We start from the raw sequence: 16,496 nt of genomic DNA, 5'->3' as shown, positions 1-16,496 counted from the left end.
TCCGGATTTACATTCATAAACTGCAAAACATGTCAAATAATGCAAAGCTATGATGACTATGCGCCTATACCTAATTACAAATAAAGTACCATAAAATATAAAAGAAGTCAATATAAATGAAGGAAAACAAGCGTCTATTATTAAAAGAATTCCTCATTTGTTACAAATTATTAAACTTTATGATATAATAAAAATAATAATCAAAGGAGAAGTAGAAATGGGTAAACTTTATGAATTTAGTGCCGAAATTAAAAAAGTACCTGACATAGACGGTGCATATGTGGAAATACCTTTCGACGTAAAAAAAGAATTTGGAAAAGGCAGAGTTCCGGTTTCGGCGACATTTGATGGTGAGCCATATGATGGCAGCTTAGTAAGAATGAATACTCCGGGGCACATTATCGGAATCAGAAAAGATATTCGGCAGAAAATCGGAAAACAACCGGGAGATACCATAGTAGTTACTATTATGGAAAGGGAAAAAAACAGAGAAAGCGATAAAAATAAAGAAAGTGATAAATAATTAGTTTGGTATAATAGTAAATAAAAAATAATAATGGACAGTTAATTACTATAAAGGTAACTTTTATAAATGTTAAGTAAAGGAGATTCATGATTAGAGATACATTTGAAAAATTGAAACAGAAAGCAGATATTAGGCAGAATTTAATACAATTACGTTCTGAGCTGAAAGAAGGCCATAACAAAACTGCACTTCTTTATCAAATTGGTACGGATTATGATATTTTTGAGGATTTTTTAAAACATGAAGATGCAAAGGTAAGAAAAAATACAGCATTGATAATGGGAGAGTTAGGAATACCTGCTTTCCTGGATAAATTAATAGAGGCTTATCGGAGCGAAACACAGCTGTTTGTCAGGAGCTCTTACTTAACTGCTTTGAAAGGATTTAATTATCAAAAATTGATTCCTGAATTGAAAGAGAAACTTTCTGTATTAAGCGTTATGAATCAGGATGAGACAAATAAAAAACATATAAACGAGGAAATAAGAACTTTATCCGAACTAATCATATCAGCGGAAGGTATAAAACAGCATATTTTTACCGGATTTCAGGTACCGTCCCGATTGGTGCTTCTGACGAACCGTAACTTTATCAAAATTACAATGGATCAGATAAAGGATGAAGGTGCAAAAGAATTTAATGCGGGTGTTATAGTAAAAACCAAGGATATAAATACCATATTACCAATAAGAACTTACAGTGAATTATTATTTATGCAGGATGACTTAAAAACCTGCAGCAGTGATATTAGTAAAGCGGCAGAATCTATTGCAAAAAGTAAGTTATTAGAATTTATGAAAGCAAGGCATGAGGGAGGTGCACCATATTATTTTCGAATCGAACTAAAAAGTAAAGCAGATTTGGACAAGAAAAGTGCTTTCGCAAAAAAACTTGGTGTTGAAATAGAAAGGTTAACCGGCAGACAGCTGATCAACAGCACTTCCAACTACGAGTTTGAAATTAGACTGATTGAAAATAAAGAAGGTAACTATAACATATTGTTAAAACTATATACTTTAAAAGATGAAAGATTTTCTTACCGAAAAAATGCAATCGCAACAAGTATACAGCCCGTGAATGCTGCCCTCATTGCTGCTTTGGCGAAAGATTATCTTATGGAGGGAGCACAGATTCTGGACCCATTCTGCGGGGTTGGGACCATGTTAATTGAAAGGCATAAATTAGTACGGGCTAATACGATTTATGGTCTTGATATTTATAGCAATGCTATTGAAAAAGCCAAGGAGAATGCGAAAGCAGCACATGCTATAATACATTACATCAACCGGGATTTCTTTGACTTTAAACATGAATATCTTTTTGATGAAATTTTCACGGATATGCCGAGAATTATGGGGCATAAAGAAGAACGGGAGATTTTTGAGTTATACCGCAGATTTTTTCAAAAAGCAAAAGTACAATTAAAAAAGAATGGTATCATGGTTTTATATTCCCATAATCCCGAATATATGAAAAAGCTTTTAAATCCAAGAGAATACCGCCTGGAACAGGAGTATGAGATTTCTAAGAAAGAAAAGGCTTATTTATATATTATACGTTCAATTTGAGCAGGACCGGTTTTAGCTATTATGTCTAAACAAAATATTATCAGCGTATTGGGCCTGTCATAGCTGAAACAATTCAACGCTTAATTGAATAGAAATATATGCAAAAAAATGGAGTATTATTTGATAAATAGTATTCCATTTATTTACTTTTTGTATTGACTTTTCCAGCTTTATATAGTATTATGTATATTATATTTTAGATGTCTTTATAGATTTCACATATTTTTGTAAATCTTTAACCCGTTTAAAGATTTACAAAAATATGTGATTTTTTATTTGCAGGCAAAATATAAAAAAATTAAGGAGGTATCTTTATGAATAAAGGTACGGTAAAATGGTTTAATGAACAAAAAGGATTTGGATTTATTACAAACGATAACGGTGGAGAAGATGTTTTTGTACATTTTTCAGGAATAGTATCAAAAGGATTTAAAACACTTAAAGAAGGACAAAAAGTAACATTTGATATTACACGTGGTGAACGTGGTATGCAGGCAACTAATGTTGATATAGCATAATTCCAAAAGTATAGTAATAATGTAATAATGAATTTATAAGACTGACGGTTATAAAAGTATCCTTATTTTTTATAATTGCCGGTCTTTTTCTATTTAACAGGAAAGTCCTCCGCACTTCCCTATTAAATAAAAAGTACTATCATACGGGAAGCGCACCTTGCGGAAAGGAAGGATATTGCTACGGGGTCCCGCGCTGGCGCGAAAGTGTCAGCCCGCTGTCACTTCGTTCTATAGAAATTTCTAAAAAAATGATATTAAAGTCGATATAAAAGAACATTGTAAACTGGAATAACTATGATATAATTAGAAAGAATAGGTACAATTTTGCAAAAATATTAAGAAGGGCAGGTTCTATTGTGGCAAAAATTGTCGAATTGAATATGGAAAATGAAGAGGAACTGTGTGAGGTTGCCAAAGCGTTATCCTCTCCGGTACGTATAGAAATATTAAAGCTATTATATCATGAGGGGTTAATCATAAATGAAATTGCCAAAAAACTCAATATACCTGCATCCAGTGCAGCGCTTCATGTAAAAGTACTAGAAAAGGCCAATCTGATAAGACTGGAAGAACAGCCTGGAACAAGAGGTTCCATGAAATTATGCAACCGAAAAAGGGATTTTGTTAACATCAGCTTAATAGCCAGAAATTATAATATTAATGAAACTGCCAGTGTGGAAATGCCTATTGGTGCTTTTTCCGAATGCAATGTAATACCGACCTGCGGACTTGCAGATGAAGAAAAAATTATAGGAATGGAAGATACGGAATATTGTTTTTATCTGCCGGAGCGTATACATGCACAGATTATATGGAGCTCAGGAGGATATTTGGAGTATCGGTTTCCAAACCTGGTACCTAAGGGCAGGCTCCCTAGAAAAATCATCTTATCCATGGAGATCTGTTCGGAAGCCCCAAGTTACAGAGAGGATTGGAAATCCGATATAACAGTTTGGATAAACGGATTGGAATGCGGTACGTGGACAAGTCCCGGGGATTTTGGGGCCAGGAGGGGACGTCTGAATCCTGTTACCTGGGAATCAGGCAATACGCAGCATGGATTGTTAATGACTTGGGAAATTAATCAGGAAGGCTCTTATATAAATGAAAAGAAAGCGGAAGATCGTAAAATAAGCGAACTTGAGATTATGAACCAATCGTCTGTTACCGTGAGAATCGGAAATAAACCGGAGGCAAGATATGTGGGCGGTTTTAATCTATTCGGTAGAAAATACGGAGATTATGCACAGGATATAATACTGAATGTTGAGTATTGTTAAATAAGCATATAATTCCGGTTTTATCACTAATTATATTAATTTTATTATTTGTTATTATGAAAATGAAAGACGTACATTATCAGTGATGATTTGTACGTCTTATTTTATTGTTTGCGATAGCAAAGTAAGAATTAGCAAGCTTGCTTGCAATAAATGCACACGAACCGATGAAACTTTCAAAGTGTATTTCTTCCGGTTTGCTGAGTAATCCGCTCGGGCGGGAAAGTGTTAGTGAACTGATATTTATCCCGGGTAATATTGAGGTACTTTAACTGCCTAAGAATTAATCTAAAGAGAATTAAACAAAAAATCTGTAAAAAACAAATTTCCATAATTTAGAATAACATAAATAATGTTTAAATACTGCGATTCGTTATATAAAATAGTTAAAATAATACAAATAATATTTGACATTTTATGTAATATGACTTAAGATATGAATTAAGGAACAATAAAAATGTTAAAATATTAATTTTGTTCCCAAAAAAAGACCATGATTCAACAATATTTATGTTATAAACAGAAAATACGCGTGCCGGCATAAAGTGTATTATTAAGGGGGATGTTTAGTAGGAACAAAAATATTGTTGTATCAAATTTCAAAGGGAGGTATTTTAATGAAGAAAAAATTGTTATGTGTATTAACAGCAGTAAGTCTTATCGCCTTTTCTTTCACTGGGTGTTCCGGTGGTAAAACCGACAGTACGGCGAATACCGATGGTGCAAAAAATCAAAGTACCGTTACTGATACCAAAGAAGGTTCATCTGATGCGGCAACCGTGGATGTTAATGAAGACGGAACCGTAAACAATCCGGAGAATGTTAAAGTAGATGAAGGTAAATTAGTATTCTGGTCACTATTCAGCGGCGGTGACGGAAGTTTCATGGATTCCATTATATCTGATTATAATAAAACCAATCCGGCTATGGGCGTACAATCGATTATGCTGGTATGGGGAGACTATTATACTAAACTTCAGACTGCCGTAGCAGCCAAGAAAGGTCCGGATATCGGTGTTTCCCATGTTTCAAAACTTCCTGAACTGGTTGAACAGGGCGTTGTAATCCCAATTGATGATTATGCTAAGGAAATCGGAGTTGACTGGAGCCAATATGCAGATTCATCGAAAGAAAGTGTAACATTTGATGGTTCTACCTATGCTATGCCGTTGGATACCCATGCAGAAATCTTATATTTTAATAAAGATATATTAGATAAAGCAGGAGTTGCGCTTAATTCAAATAACCAGCTTGATATTGCAAGTGCGGATGACTTATATGCAATTCTTGATAAAATAAAAGGTGTTCTTCCGGAAGGTGCTTCACCGATAGCAATGACTAATTCCGGCGATGATCCTTACCGTTTATGGTGGGCAACTTATTTCCAAATGGGCGGAACGGCTCTTGTTAACGAAGAGGGAACGGAAGTGACCATGAATAAAGACATCGCAGTAAAAGCTGCTGATTTTGTTAAAGGCTTATTTGATAAAGGATATATCAGTCAGGGGATAGACGATCATCAGAAATTCTTCCAGGGCGGCCAGGCAGGACTTTTCATCGGCGGTACCTGGGCTGTCGGAGCATTTGAACAGACCGAAAACTTACATTTCGGTGCGCAGGCATTTCCTCAGCTTTTTGATAATAGTGCGTGTTGGGCTGATTCCCATACTTTGATTATTCCTTTTAATAAAGACAGAACGGAAGAAGAAACAAAAGCTGCTGTGGAATTTATTAATTATGTATCCTCCAAAGGTGCAGCAACCTGGGCTAAATCCGGGCAGATACCGGCAAATAAATCCGTATTGGAGAGCCAGGAGTATCTGTCCCTGGATTACAGGAGTGGTTACAAGAGTGCATTGGAAACTGCGATTTTACCATCAAAGAATCCTAATTTCTATTCAATGAAAGATGCAATGATTACTAACCTTAATACTATCTGGACTGGACAGACAGATACTGCTGCTGCAATTGATAGTTTATATGGTGAATTAGAATCGAATTTGAATTAATTGTAGTATAAAAAATAAAAGAGGCTGTTGTAAAACTTGATTCGGAATCTTGTTTTAGAAAGAGGGTGGGTTTTACCACAGCCCTTTCATCATAATTACAGTTACGAGAATATCAGGAGGTAAAAGCATGGGCAGCAGAGCTAAGAAAATCAGAAAAGCACTGGTAGCAGCCGGGTTTATATTGCCGTTTCTTGTTTTTTATACGATATTTACCATTTGGCCGATGATACAGGGAGTATATGTTAGTCTTCATAAATGGGGACTTATGGGGAAGATAAGATTTGTTGGATTAGATAATTATACCAAGTTTTTACATGATAAATATTTTTGGGGAGCTTTACGTAATACAACTGTATTTGCTTTAATAACCGTACCCGCATTAATTATATGTGCAATAACATTAGCTTTACTTGCGAATAGAGTCAGTAAGTTACGGAAATTATTTCGAATCTGTTATTATCTGCCTAACGTATTGTCTGTTTCAGTCGCTTCCTTTACGGCTATTTACATGTTTGCACCTTACCGTGGATTTATAAATAGCTTTTTACATAGTATCGGAGTATTAAGTCCGGCTGTAGAACTGCAGTGGCTGCAGGATAATCATCTTGCCTGGGCAACCATATCAGCCATGACGATCTGGTGGACGGTGGGATTTAGTATGATGATATATCTTTCTGCATTACAGGATATACCGGATCAGCTTTACGAAGCGGCAGACATTGACGGTGCTTCCAAAAGAGTTCAGTTATTTACTATTGTTCTGCCTTTGTTAAAACCAACCACTTACCTTGTATTATTATTGCAGGTTATTGCCTGCTTTAAAGTATTCGGGCAGATTTATATGATCACCGGAGGCGGTCCGGGAACCAATACCAGACCTTTGATCCAATATATTTATGAGACGGCATTTGAAAAAAATGATATGGGATATTCTTCTGCAATTTCCTATGTACTGTTTCTTATTTTAGTAGTTTTATCATTAATTCAGCTGAAAATTCAAGGTAAGGGGGAGAAAGCATGAACAAGAAATTTAAGTTAGGTAAATTCATTCTGACAGCTCTTTCTGTCCTAATCGCATTAATTTTTGTAACACCTGTTATTTGGTCTTTAGCGGTTTCGTTTCAAAGAGAAGGAAAACAAATTAAGAATATATGGGACTGGTTTAAACCCCCTTATACAATAGAAAATTACCCCAGTATCATTTTCCATAGTGATGTGCCAACCTGGATGTTTAACAGTTTATTTATTTCGGTGTTATCCACAATCCTGGTAGTACTTTTATCAGCCTTAGCAGCTTATGCCATAGCTAAAATAGATATGAAAGGAAAAGGGCTGATCTATGTTTATTTCCTGTTAGGTTTGATGGTCCCGGGTGAGGCAACGATTGTTCCGCTGTTTATTACAGCCAATAAACTGAATTTAATCGATACTTATCCAGGTCTTATATTTCCGACCATAGCGGGATCAATGAATTTGATTATTTTGATAACCTTTTTCAGGGGAATTCCCAATGAATTATTGGAATCGGTAAGGATAGACGGCGGTGGAGAATTGACCATATTCACCAGGATTGTGCTTCCTTTATCCAAAGTAGTTTTAGTTACAGTCGCTATATTTGCATTTGTAGGAAGCTGGAATAATTATCTATGGCCCTTACTCTGTTCCATGAGCAGTGAAAAGTTCACTCTTCCGATCGGTATTCCCACCTTTGCCGGAACATATACCGTGGATTATGTCCGGCCAATGACCGCTAATATGGTAGCTTCCCTGCCTGCGATTATCCTTTTCATACTGTTTGAAAAACAGATAGTAACCGGTATCACCATGACAGGAGTAAAAGGGTGATGGAGGGAGAAAAGAAATATAGTGCAGAGATGGATCTGTTTAAGGGTATCTTAGTGCTGCTAATGATATTTGCACACTGCATCCAGTTTTTTGGTGAGGAAGAAAAAATTTATCAGGGAAACATAGTGAATTATATAAATCTGACAACATTTCCGGGATTTTTATTTGCCTATGGTTTTGTATGCTATCGTGCTTACTTTGCGAAACATTTTCAGATAGTATGGAAAAAGATGTTAGTCAATGCTTTAAGGACTTTATTTGCATTTTACTTATCCAGCATTGCTTATTTTGCTTTTGTAGAAGATAAGATATTCCGGATGGATTTAATCAGGGATGTTATAAGCATCAGGCAGTTTGGAGGCTGGTCGGAATTTTTGGTTTCTTTTTCTGCTGTGATCATAATAGGTTTAGTTATGTTTCCCGTGTTTAATCGGCTGAATTACTATGGCTTTATGGTAATTGCCGTAATCAGTCTGGCGGCATGTTTTATACCGTACCATAAAATAACCATTCCTCAGGCAGCATTATTTCTAGGTTCCTATGATTATATTACATTCCCGGTCATACAGTATCTGGTCTATTTTGCAGCAGGAATAGTAATTAGTAAATATGGATTGAAGTTTAATAAGTACCTTTTTGCAGGAACCTTTCTTATAAGTTTACCTACGGTTGTTTATTTCATTCGTAAACAAATGATGCCGGAACGGTTCCCGCCGTCCGTACTTTATGTTATAGGCGGAGCATTTTTTATTTATTTTTATTATGTACTTTGCTGTTTTGCTGTTAAGAAAATTGGAAAATCCAAAATGCCCTTATATAGTATAAATTATGTAAAAAAAGTCGGAACTAATTCTTTATTTTACCTTTTAATAAGTAATATTTTTATTTTTAGTTTTAAAGGTTCCGCCTTTTGGTATAAAGATTTTCGTTTTGCATTAGGGTTTTACGTATTTTTATTATTTGTACTTAATTACATTGTATATCTTATTTATAAAAATAAAAACAGTTCTTACCATATAAATAATTGATAAATTTTAGAACATTACATAATACACAGGGGTGATTGCGAAACAAGTGTTTTTGTATTTATATACTTTATAATTAATACGATTTCAGAACGGTGTCTAGTCCGCAATACCGCAGAAGTTTTGGATTTCTATTAATTATATGGCAGATTTGGAATTCGTAATTCCCTGATACAATATATAATAGTGGAGGAAATACATGAGAAGTTACATAAAAAATTATCCAAGGCCCCAATTTGTACGCGACAGCTGGGTGAATTTAAATGGATCCTGGGATTTTGCATTTGATGATAAAAATTGCGGAGAAGATGAAAAATGGTATATGGAATTTAAGCCGGATACAAAAATTCAGGTTCCATTTACTTATGAGACGAAGTTAAGCGGTATTCAGGATGAAAAGAAGCATGAAAATATTTGGTATAAAAGAATAATATCGTTAAGTGAAAAGGAGCTTTTAAGTAATAAGATAATGCTTCATTTTGAAGGCAGTGATTACATTACCAAGGTCTGGGTCAATGGTTCTTTTGCAGGTGTGCATACCGGAGGATATGTAAGATTCACTTTTGATATTACAAAGTTTGTAACTCCTGGTGAAAATACCGTAGTTGTTAAGGCTGAAGACACCTTTGACAGGCAGCAGCCAAGGGGAAAACAACGCTGGATGCCGGATAATTTCGGCTGCTGGTACGTGCAGACAACCGGTATCTGGAAGACCGTATGGCTAGAATATGTACCTAAAGTCTCTCTTACTAAAGTCAAAATGACTCCATTGCTCACGGAGGGTTTATTGGATCTTGAATTTGAAGTAAATACGTTAGAGTTCAAACCGGATTTGTTATTAGAAGTAACCATCTCCTTTGGGGAAAATTTAATAAACAGAGAATTGTTATCTGTATTAGATAAAAATGTATTAACTAAAATAAATGTTTATTCCAAAACATTTGATTGGGGAATTAAAACCTGGTCTCCGGATCATCCGGATCTTTATGATATCTGTTTCCGTTTGATTCAAAATGGCGAAGTTTTAGATGAAGTAGCTTCCTATTTTGGAATGAGGGAAATACGTATTGAAAATACCAATATCTTATTAAATGGGGAACCATTATACCAGCGTCTTATATTAGATCAGGGTTATTGGAAAGATTCCCATTTAACCCCTCCTGATGAAGAGGCTCTCATAGAAGATATTGATAAAATACACCAGCTTGGCTATAACGGATTAAGAAAACATCAGAAAGTGGAAGATGAGAGATTTTTATATTGGTGTGATGTAAAAGGTATGCTGGTATGGAGTGAAGTACCTGCCAGTTATCAGTTCTCAGACTATGCAATACATCAGTTTACAAAAGAATGGATGGATATTGTAGTACAAAATTATAATCACCCATGTATCATAACCTGGACACCATTTAATGAATCCTGGGGTATTCCTCAGGTAGAAGTAAATACCATGCATCAGCATTTTACGGAGGCTATTTATTATCTAACGAAATCAATTGATAAATTCCGTCCGGTTATAGTAAACGACGGTTGGGAGCACACTATTTCCGATATTATTACCCTTCATGATTACGAAGAAGAAGGAGAGGTATTCTATAACCGGTATATAAATCATAAAGAAGCTATTCTTTCAACGGAAATCTATCACAGCAGGCATAAATCGGCTATGGCAAATGGTTATGAATATAAAGGACAGCCTATCATCATTAGCGAGTATGGCGGAATTGCATTTAATAATGATGACAGTGGTTGGGGTTATGGAAACAAAGTGAATACGGAAGAAGATTTTATCCGCAGATTTGATAACATTACAACAGCACTGAAACGGGTTCCCTTTATATGTGGTTACTGCTATACACAAGTTTCTGATGTGCAGCAGGAAATAAACGGATTGATGGATATGGACAGGAATTTTAAAGTTAATCCGGATGAAATCAGAAAGGTCAATTTAAAGAAATAAAAATAATATAGATATAATACTGTTTTTATTAAAATATTAAAGTCTATACATTACTATTATCTTCCGTACTCCCTTTAAGCAGAGAAAATGTTTCCACAATATCTGCCTAAAGGGAGGATTTTTATAATATTGGATTGACAGTTTTGGTATAATAGGTTAAGGAAGATACTTATCCAAATATATTTTGCGTTTATTAAATACTATTAAGATAGCCAAATCGTGCGTCCCAACTGCTTATTATTTCAGATTTTAATTTATTAAATATTTGATTGTTGGATTTTGGTACACATAGTTTTAATATAAAAGCAATTGGTTTCTATGAATATAGCTAATATTATATAAGTGTTATTAGATTAAATTAAATTCGCTAATAATCTATAAATGTAATTTGTTACAGTGCAATAATTTTTATAATAATAAATGAAATTAATAATGTCTAATTAATAAAAAAATAGTCAAGAAAAAAATACAGAAAAGAGAATGGAGAATTTAGATGCTGAAGATTGGTTCCCATGTCGGAATGAGCGGAAAAGAAATGCTACTTGGTTCTGCCAAGGAAGCAGATAGTTATGGCGCAAATACATTTATGATTTATACCGGTGCACCACAGAATACAAGACGTAAGAAAATAGAAGACTTAAATATTCATGCCGGATTGGAATATATGAAAGAATATGGAATTTCGGATATTATCATACATGCACCTTATATCATTAATTTAGGAAATTCGGTTAAGGATGACACTTTTTCTCTTGCGACTGAATTTCTGGCTTCAGAATTAAAAAGGGCAGAAGCTTTAAACAGCAGTTGTATGGTACTCCATCCAGGGTCCCATGTAGGAGAAGGGGCAGAGGTTGGAACGGCTCAAATTATAAAGGGAATTAATGAAGTCCTGGACCAAGATACAAAAGTTAATATTGCTCTGGAAACCATGGCAGGCAAAGGCAGCGAGGTTGGTAAAAGCTTTGAAGAAATTGCCCGCATTTATGATGGTGTAAAATATAATGATAAATTGCGTGTTTGTTTTGACACCTGTCATACTTTTGATTCGGGTTATGATATTGTTCAGAACTTTGATGGGGTTATTGAAGAATTTGATAAATTAATAGGTAAAGATCAAATTGCCGTTTTTCATATCAATGATAGTAAAAATACTCTTGGATCAAAAAAGGACCGCCATGAAAATATAGGTATGGGTCAAATCGGTTTTGATGCCCTGAATTATATTGTGCATCATAAAGAATTTGAAGAAATACCTAAAATATTGGAGACTCCCTATGTAACTAATCCGGACAATATGAAAAAATCCTTTCCTCCTTATAAGTTAGAAATTGATATGTTTAAAAAGAAAGAATATAACCCCAATTTAATTAAGGATATATTAGACACATATAGATGATTATGGTAATTAAATTAGGGTATAATCTTAAATAACAATATATTGTAAAAGCATAACTTTGAGACTAACCATTTATTAATGGTAATGGAGATTTAATTAAACAAAAGAAAATAATTAAATTATTTAAAAAATATAAAAATAGGTGTTGACAAAAATGTCGTAAAATGTTATCCTATGTTTCCGTCCTTAAGAATAGGACAAAATAGTCAGATAATAAAATGAATATTTTGTTATTGACAAACAATTTATAAAGTGTTATATTTGTAAAACTGCATCATAAGTATAAAAAAAGTCTTGCAGTAAAAACAATAAGAAATAAGAAAAAAGTTGTTGACAAAAGTATGACAACATGATAATATTTACTTCCTTGCTAAAACAATAGCAAGAAATATTCAGAAAATAAAAGAAATAAATTGTTGTTGACAAACAATTCTGGATATGTTATAGTAGATAAGCGCTCGAAAAACAGAGAAACAAATCCATAAGGGAATAACCTTTGGTAGTAATCTGAAGAGCGATGAACTTTGATAACTGAACAGTGAAACAACCCTGAAAATTCTAATAAAATTTTCATGATGATTTTATCATCAAAGAACGGTATCAATTGTGTAAATGATTGGTACAACCTAAAAACAGTAAAATGAAACTTCGGTTCTAAGGAAGCGAATGTTTCACGGAAATTAACGATTGTTTGAATCTTAGATTTAAAACAGCCAATGTTAATTCTGAAAAGATTAAACAACTTAATTAAGTTGTTTTGTTTGCAGTCACAACCACAGCTCACGACAACGTCGTTCGCTACCGTGGCCGTGACCTTGTAAAACGAAGCAGCCGAACATATCCGAAAGCAAGCTTTCGATATGCCCGTCAGTTCGTTAGCAAACAAAACCTAACACTTAAATTTGAGAGTTTGATCCTGGCTCAGGATGAACGCTGGCGGCGTGCTTAACACATGCAAGTCGAACGAAGCACTTTAGCGGATCCCCTCGGGGTGAAGCTAAAGTGACTGAGTGGCGGACGGGTGAGTAACGCGTGGGTAACCTGCCTTATACAGGGGGATAACAGTTGGAAACGACTGCTAATACCGCATAAGCGCACAGCTTCGCATGGAGCAGTGCGAAAAGATTTATCGGTATAAGATGGACCCGCGTCTGATTAGCTGGTTGGTGAGGTAACGGCTCACCAAGGCGACGATCAGTAGCCGGCTTGAGAGAGTGAACGGCCACATTGGGACTGAGACACGGCCCAAACTCCTACGGGAGGCAGCAGTGGGGAATATTGCACAATGGGGGAAACCCTGATGCAGCGACGCCGCGTGAGTGAAGAAGTATTTCGGTATGTAAAGCTCTATCAGCAGGGACGATAATGACGGTACCTGACTAAGAAGCCCCGGCTAACTACGTGCCAGCAGCCGCGGTAATACGTAGGGGGCAAGCGTTATCCGGATTTACTGGGTGTAAAGGGAGCGTAGACGGTTATGTAAGTCAGATGTGAAAGCCCAGGGCTCAACCCTGGGACTGCATTTGAAACTATGTAACTGGAGTGCAGGAGAGGTAAGTGGAATTCCTAGTGTAGCGGTGAAATGCGTAGATATTAGGAGGAACACCAGTGGCGAAGGCGGCTTACTGGACTGTAACTGACGTTGAGGCTCGAAAGCGTGGGGAGCAAACAGGATTAGATACCCTGGTAGTCCACGCCGTAAACGATGAATACTAGGTGTTGGGGCCCAAAAGGGCTTCGGTGCCGTCGCAAACGCATTAAGTATTCCACCTGGGGAGTACGTTCGCAAGAATGAAACTCAAAGGAATTGACGGGGACCCGCACAAGCGGTGGAGCATGTGGTTTAATTCGAAGCAACGCGAAGAACCTTACCAGGTCTTGACATCCCTCTGACAGCCGAGTAACGTCGGTCTTCCTTCGGGACAGAGGAGACAGGTGGTGCATGGTTGTCGTCAGCTCGTGTCGTGAGATGTTGGGTTAAGTCCCGCAACGAGCGTAACCCCTATCTTTAGTAGCCAGCGGTTCGGCCGGGCACTCTAGAGAGACTGCCAGGGATAACCTGGAGGAAGGCGGGGATGACGTCAAATCATCATGCCCCTTATGATCTGGGCTACACACGTGCTACAATGGTGACTACAAAGGGAAGCGAAGCTGTGAAGTGGAGCAAATCCCAAAAAGGTCATCTCAGTTCGGATTGTAGTCTGCAACTCGACTACATGAAGCTGGAATCGCTAGTAATCGCGAATCAGAATGTCGTGGTGAATACGTTCCCGGGTCTTGTACACACCGCCCGTCACACCATGGGAGTTGGATATGCCCGAAGTCAGTGACCCAACCCTTATCAGTAAGCATGACGTCGTGATAATTGAACGAATGAAATGAGTTCAATTATATTCGAAAAAAGAATACGATGCCAAGAGGAATGTAACATACTAAGAGGTATGTAACGTACCAGGAAGCATGATAGATGCTGAGTGGCAAAGAAATACGAAGTCAGTCGTGCTTAGTGATAAGGGAGGGAGCTGCCGAAGGTGGAGCCAATGACTGGGGTGAAGTCGTAACAAGGTAGCCGTATCGGAAGGTGCGGCTGGATCACCTCCTTTCTAAGGAATTGGAGTAAGGGTTGTTTTACTGTTGAGTTATTAAGGATTTTGTGTCATTAATCAGTCGTACATGGAATAATCTGCAAGTTGACTTACGGTATGTGAGTTGATATAATCGTAGATCCGTGACTGGTGTGTCAAAGTGAATGTTATTAATATGTTAATTTAAAATAAATAAGTTGGTAAAAACTACAAGTTGACTTTATGAATTTAATTTGATAAGATAATAACCCGACGTTGACATGAATGAATTTAATAAAGAAAATTTCCGGTGGTGATGCGCTTATGGGACACACCCGTTCCCATCCCGAACACGATGGTTAAGACGTAAGCGGCCGATGGTACTATACTGGAGACGGTATGGGAGAGTAGGTGGCTGCCGGATTATAAAAAATAAGTCACTGTTTCGTTAATGTTGCAGAAATATAAGAACAGCATTATTTAATTAAAAACATTGTTTGATTAGCGAAACAGATAAATAAGTAAAATTAAATAGAATAGCTTATAGCTCAGTGGAAGAGCGCCTGGCAACAGGAGGCATGAGTTCAATTCTCATTAAACTACTTGTTTCTTATCATAAGAAGATATTCGATTATAACTATATAATCCAATCTCATCTTTCAAAAGAAACGAAACCCAGTAATGGGAATAGATTGTACCTTGAAAACTACACATTAAATTGATTTATAATCGAAAGATTATGAGACAAGACATCTAAAAATATTTAAACCAAAGACCAACGAATCTGTCACGCTAGGCAGAGACGTAACAGGTCAAGCTAATAAGAGCGCAGGGTGGATGCCTTGGCACTAAGAGCCGATGAAAGACGTGATAAGCTGCGATAAGCTGCGGTGAGGAGCAAATATCCTTTGACCCGCAGATTTCTGAATGGGGAAACCTGGCGGAGTATTCCTCCGTTACTATTAAGTGAATCCATAGCTTAATAGAGGGAACCCGGGGAACTGAAACATCTAAGTACCCGGAGGAAAAGAAAGAAAACTCGATTTCCAAAGTAGCGGCGAGCGAAATGGAAACAGCCTAAACCGAAGAATTTATTCTTCGGGGTTATGGACCGCAACAAGTGAGTCGTACGGTAGCAGAATGGTTTTGGGAAAGCCAGCCAGAGAGAGTGAAAGCCTCGTAAGCGAAACCGGAAGACAGCGAGCGGGATCCGAAGTACCACGAGACACGAGAAACCTTGTGGGAAGTCGGGGGGACCACCCCCCAAGGCTAAATACTACTTAGTGACCGATAGTGCATAGTACTGTGAAGGAAAGGTGAAAAGAACCCCGGGAGGGGAGTGAAAGAGAACCTGAAACCCTGTGTTTACAAGCTGTGGAACACCTATTTAAAGGTGAACCGCGTACTTTTTGTAGAACGGTCCGGCGAGTTACATTTACTGGCAAGGTTAAGGTCGAAAAGACTGAAGCCGAAGGGAAACCAAGTCTGAACAGGGCGAATTTAGTCAGTGTATGTAGACCCGAAACCGGGTGATCTACCCATGTCCAGGTTGAAGCTGCCGTAAAAGGTGGTGGAGGACCGAACACACATCCGTTGAAAAGGGTGGTGATGAGGTGTGGGTAGGGGAGAAATTCCAATCGAACCCGGAGATAGCTGGTTCTCCTCGAAATAGCTTTAGGGCTAGCCTTGATTTAGTCTGATGGAGGTAGAGCACTGAATATCCTAGGGGGCGTCAAAGCTTACCGAAGATTATCAAACTCCGAATGCCATACAGATGATGATCAGGAGTCAGACTACACGAG

At 36.9% G+C, this 16,496-nt stretch carries 10 protein-coding genes, 1 tRNA gene and 3 rRNA genes (1 of these 14 cut by a window edge); all 14 read left to right on the top strand.

Annotated features, from left to right (window positions below; genetic code table 11):
- The first annotated feature begins 217 nt into the window (after positions 1-217).
- Positions 218-523, top strand: a complete 306-nt coding sequence (locus Ana3638_RS02740; RefSeq protein WP_161836685.1) for a DUF1905 domain-containing protein — start codon at positions 218-220, stop codon at positions 521-523.
- Between the two features lie 89 nt (positions 524-612).
- Positions 613-2,094 (top strand): methyltransferase domain-containing protein, encoded by a 1,482-nt coding sequence (locus Ana3638_RS02735; RefSeq protein WP_161836684.1) that lies wholly within the window; start codon positions 613-615, stop codon positions 2,092-2,094.
- A gap of 314 nt (positions 2,095-2,408) precedes the next feature.
- A complete protein-coding gene (locus Ana3638_RS02730) occupies positions 2,409-2,612 on the top strand; it encodes a cold-shock protein (RefSeq protein WP_161836683.1) in 204 nt (67 codons plus the stop codon).
- Positions 2,613-2,968: 356 nt separating this feature from the next.
- Complete coding sequence (locus Ana3638_RS02725) at positions 2,969-3,892, top strand: ArsR/SmtB family transcription factor (protein WP_161836682.1); 924 nt, start codon at positions 2,969-2,971, stop codon at positions 3,890-3,892.
- 617 nt (positions 3,893-4,509) lie between these two features.
- A complete protein-coding gene (locus tag Ana3638_RS02720; protein ID WP_161836681.1) occupies positions 4,510-5,901 on the top strand; it encodes an ABC transporter substrate-binding protein in 1,392 nt (463 codons plus the stop codon).
- Between the two features lie 127 nt (positions 5,902-6,028).
- The gene (locus tag Ana3638_RS02715) at positions 6,029-6,922 is read left to right on the top strand and encodes a carbohydrate ABC transporter permease (RefSeq protein WP_161836680.1); all 894 of its coding nucleotides are present in this window, start codon (positions 6,029-6,031) and stop codon (positions 6,920-6,922) included.
- The gene (locus Ana3638_RS02710) at positions 6,919-7,746 is read left to right on the top strand and encodes a carbohydrate ABC transporter permease (protein WP_161836679.1); all 828 of its coding nucleotides are present in this window, start codon (positions 6,919-6,921) and stop codon (positions 7,744-7,746) included. The genes Ana3638_RS02715 and Ana3638_RS02710 overlap by 4 nt, the downstream gene beginning before the upstream one ends.
- Complete coding sequence (locus Ana3638_RS02705) at positions 7,746-8,774, top strand: hypothetical protein (RefSeq protein ID WP_161836678.1); 1,029 nt, start codon at positions 7,746-7,748, stop codon at positions 8,772-8,774. Before Ana3638_RS02710 ends, Ana3638_RS02705 begins: the two co-directional genes overlap by 1 nt.
- A gap of 196 nt (positions 8,775-8,970) precedes the next feature.
- On the top strand, positions 8,971-10,731 hold the full coding sequence (locus Ana3638_RS02700; protein ID WP_161836677.1) for a glycoside hydrolase family 2 protein: 1,761 nt from the start codon (positions 8,971-8,973) through the stop codon (positions 10,729-10,731).
- A 493-nt stretch (positions 10,732-11,224) separates the two neighbouring features.
- Positions 11,225-12,130, top strand: coding sequence for a deoxyribonuclease IV (locus tag Ana3638_RS02695; protein WP_202621556.1), 906 nt, complete (start codon positions 11,225-11,227; stop codon positions 12,128-12,130).
- An 898-nt stretch (positions 12,131-13,028) separates the two neighbouring features.
- Positions 13,029-14,733: ribosomal RNA gene (locus Ana3638_RS02690) — 16S ribosomal RNA — on the top strand.
- Between the two features lie 267 nt (positions 14,734-15,000).
- Positions 15,001-15,118, top strand: a 5S ribosomal RNA gene (rrf, locus tag Ana3638_RS02685).
- Between the two features lie 113 nt (positions 15,119-15,231).
- Positions 15,232-15,298 (top strand) — tRNA-OTHER (locus Ana3638_RS02680).
- A 206-nt stretch (positions 15,299-15,504) separates the two neighbouring features.
- A 23S ribosomal RNA gene (locus Ana3638_RS02675) occupies positions 15,505-16,496 on the top strand; it runs 1,967 nt beyond the window's last position.
- Together the 16S, 23S and 5S rRNA genes with 1 tRNA gene alongside form the textbook arrangement of a ribosomal RNA operon.

The organism is Anaerocolumna sedimenticola (assembly GCF_009931695.1).
Classification (GTDB): domain Bacteria; phylum Bacillota; class Clostridia; order Lachnospirales; family Lachnospiraceae; genus Anaerocolumna; species Anaerocolumna sedimenticola.
This window is presented reverse-complemented; position numbering and strand designations above follow the sequence as displayed.

Bases quoted from the DNA above. Each gene is read 5' to 3' on its own strand.
- Ana3638_RS02720 (WP_161836681.1), top strand. From the start codon at position 4,510: ATGAAGAAAAAATTGTTATGTGTATTAACAGCAGTAAGTCTTATCGCC.
- Ana3638_RS02715 (WP_161836680.1), top strand. From the start codon at position 6,029: ATGGGCAGCAGAGCTAAGAAAATCAGAAAAGCACTGGTAGCAGCCGGG.
- Ana3638_RS02710 (WP_161836679.1), top strand. From the start codon at position 6,919: ATGAACAAGAAATTTAAGTTAGGTAAATTCATTCTGACAGCTCTTTCT.
- Ana3638_RS02695 (WP_202621556.1), top strand. From the start codon at position 11,225: ATGCTGAAGATTGGTTCCCATGTCGGAATGAGCGGAAAAGAAATGCTA.
- Ana3638_RS02735 (WP_161836684.1), top strand. From the start codon at position 613: ATGATTAGAGATACATTTGAAAAATTGAAACAGAAAGCAGATATTAGG.
- Ana3638_RS02700 (WP_161836677.1), top strand. From the start codon at position 8,971: ATGAGAAGTTACATAAAAAATTATCCAAGGCCCCAATTTGTACGCGAC.
- Ana3638_RS02730 (WP_161836683.1), top strand. From the start codon at position 2,409: ATGAATAAAGGTACGGTAAAATGGTTTAATGAACAAAAAGGATTTGGA.
- Ana3638_RS02740 (WP_161836685.1), top strand. From the start codon at position 218: ATGGGTAAACTTTATGAATTTAGTGCCGAAATTAAAAAAGTACCTGAC.
- Ana3638_RS02705 (WP_161836678.1), top strand. From the start codon at position 7,746: ATGGAGGGAGAAAAGAAATATAGTGCAGAGATGGATCTGTTTAAGGGT.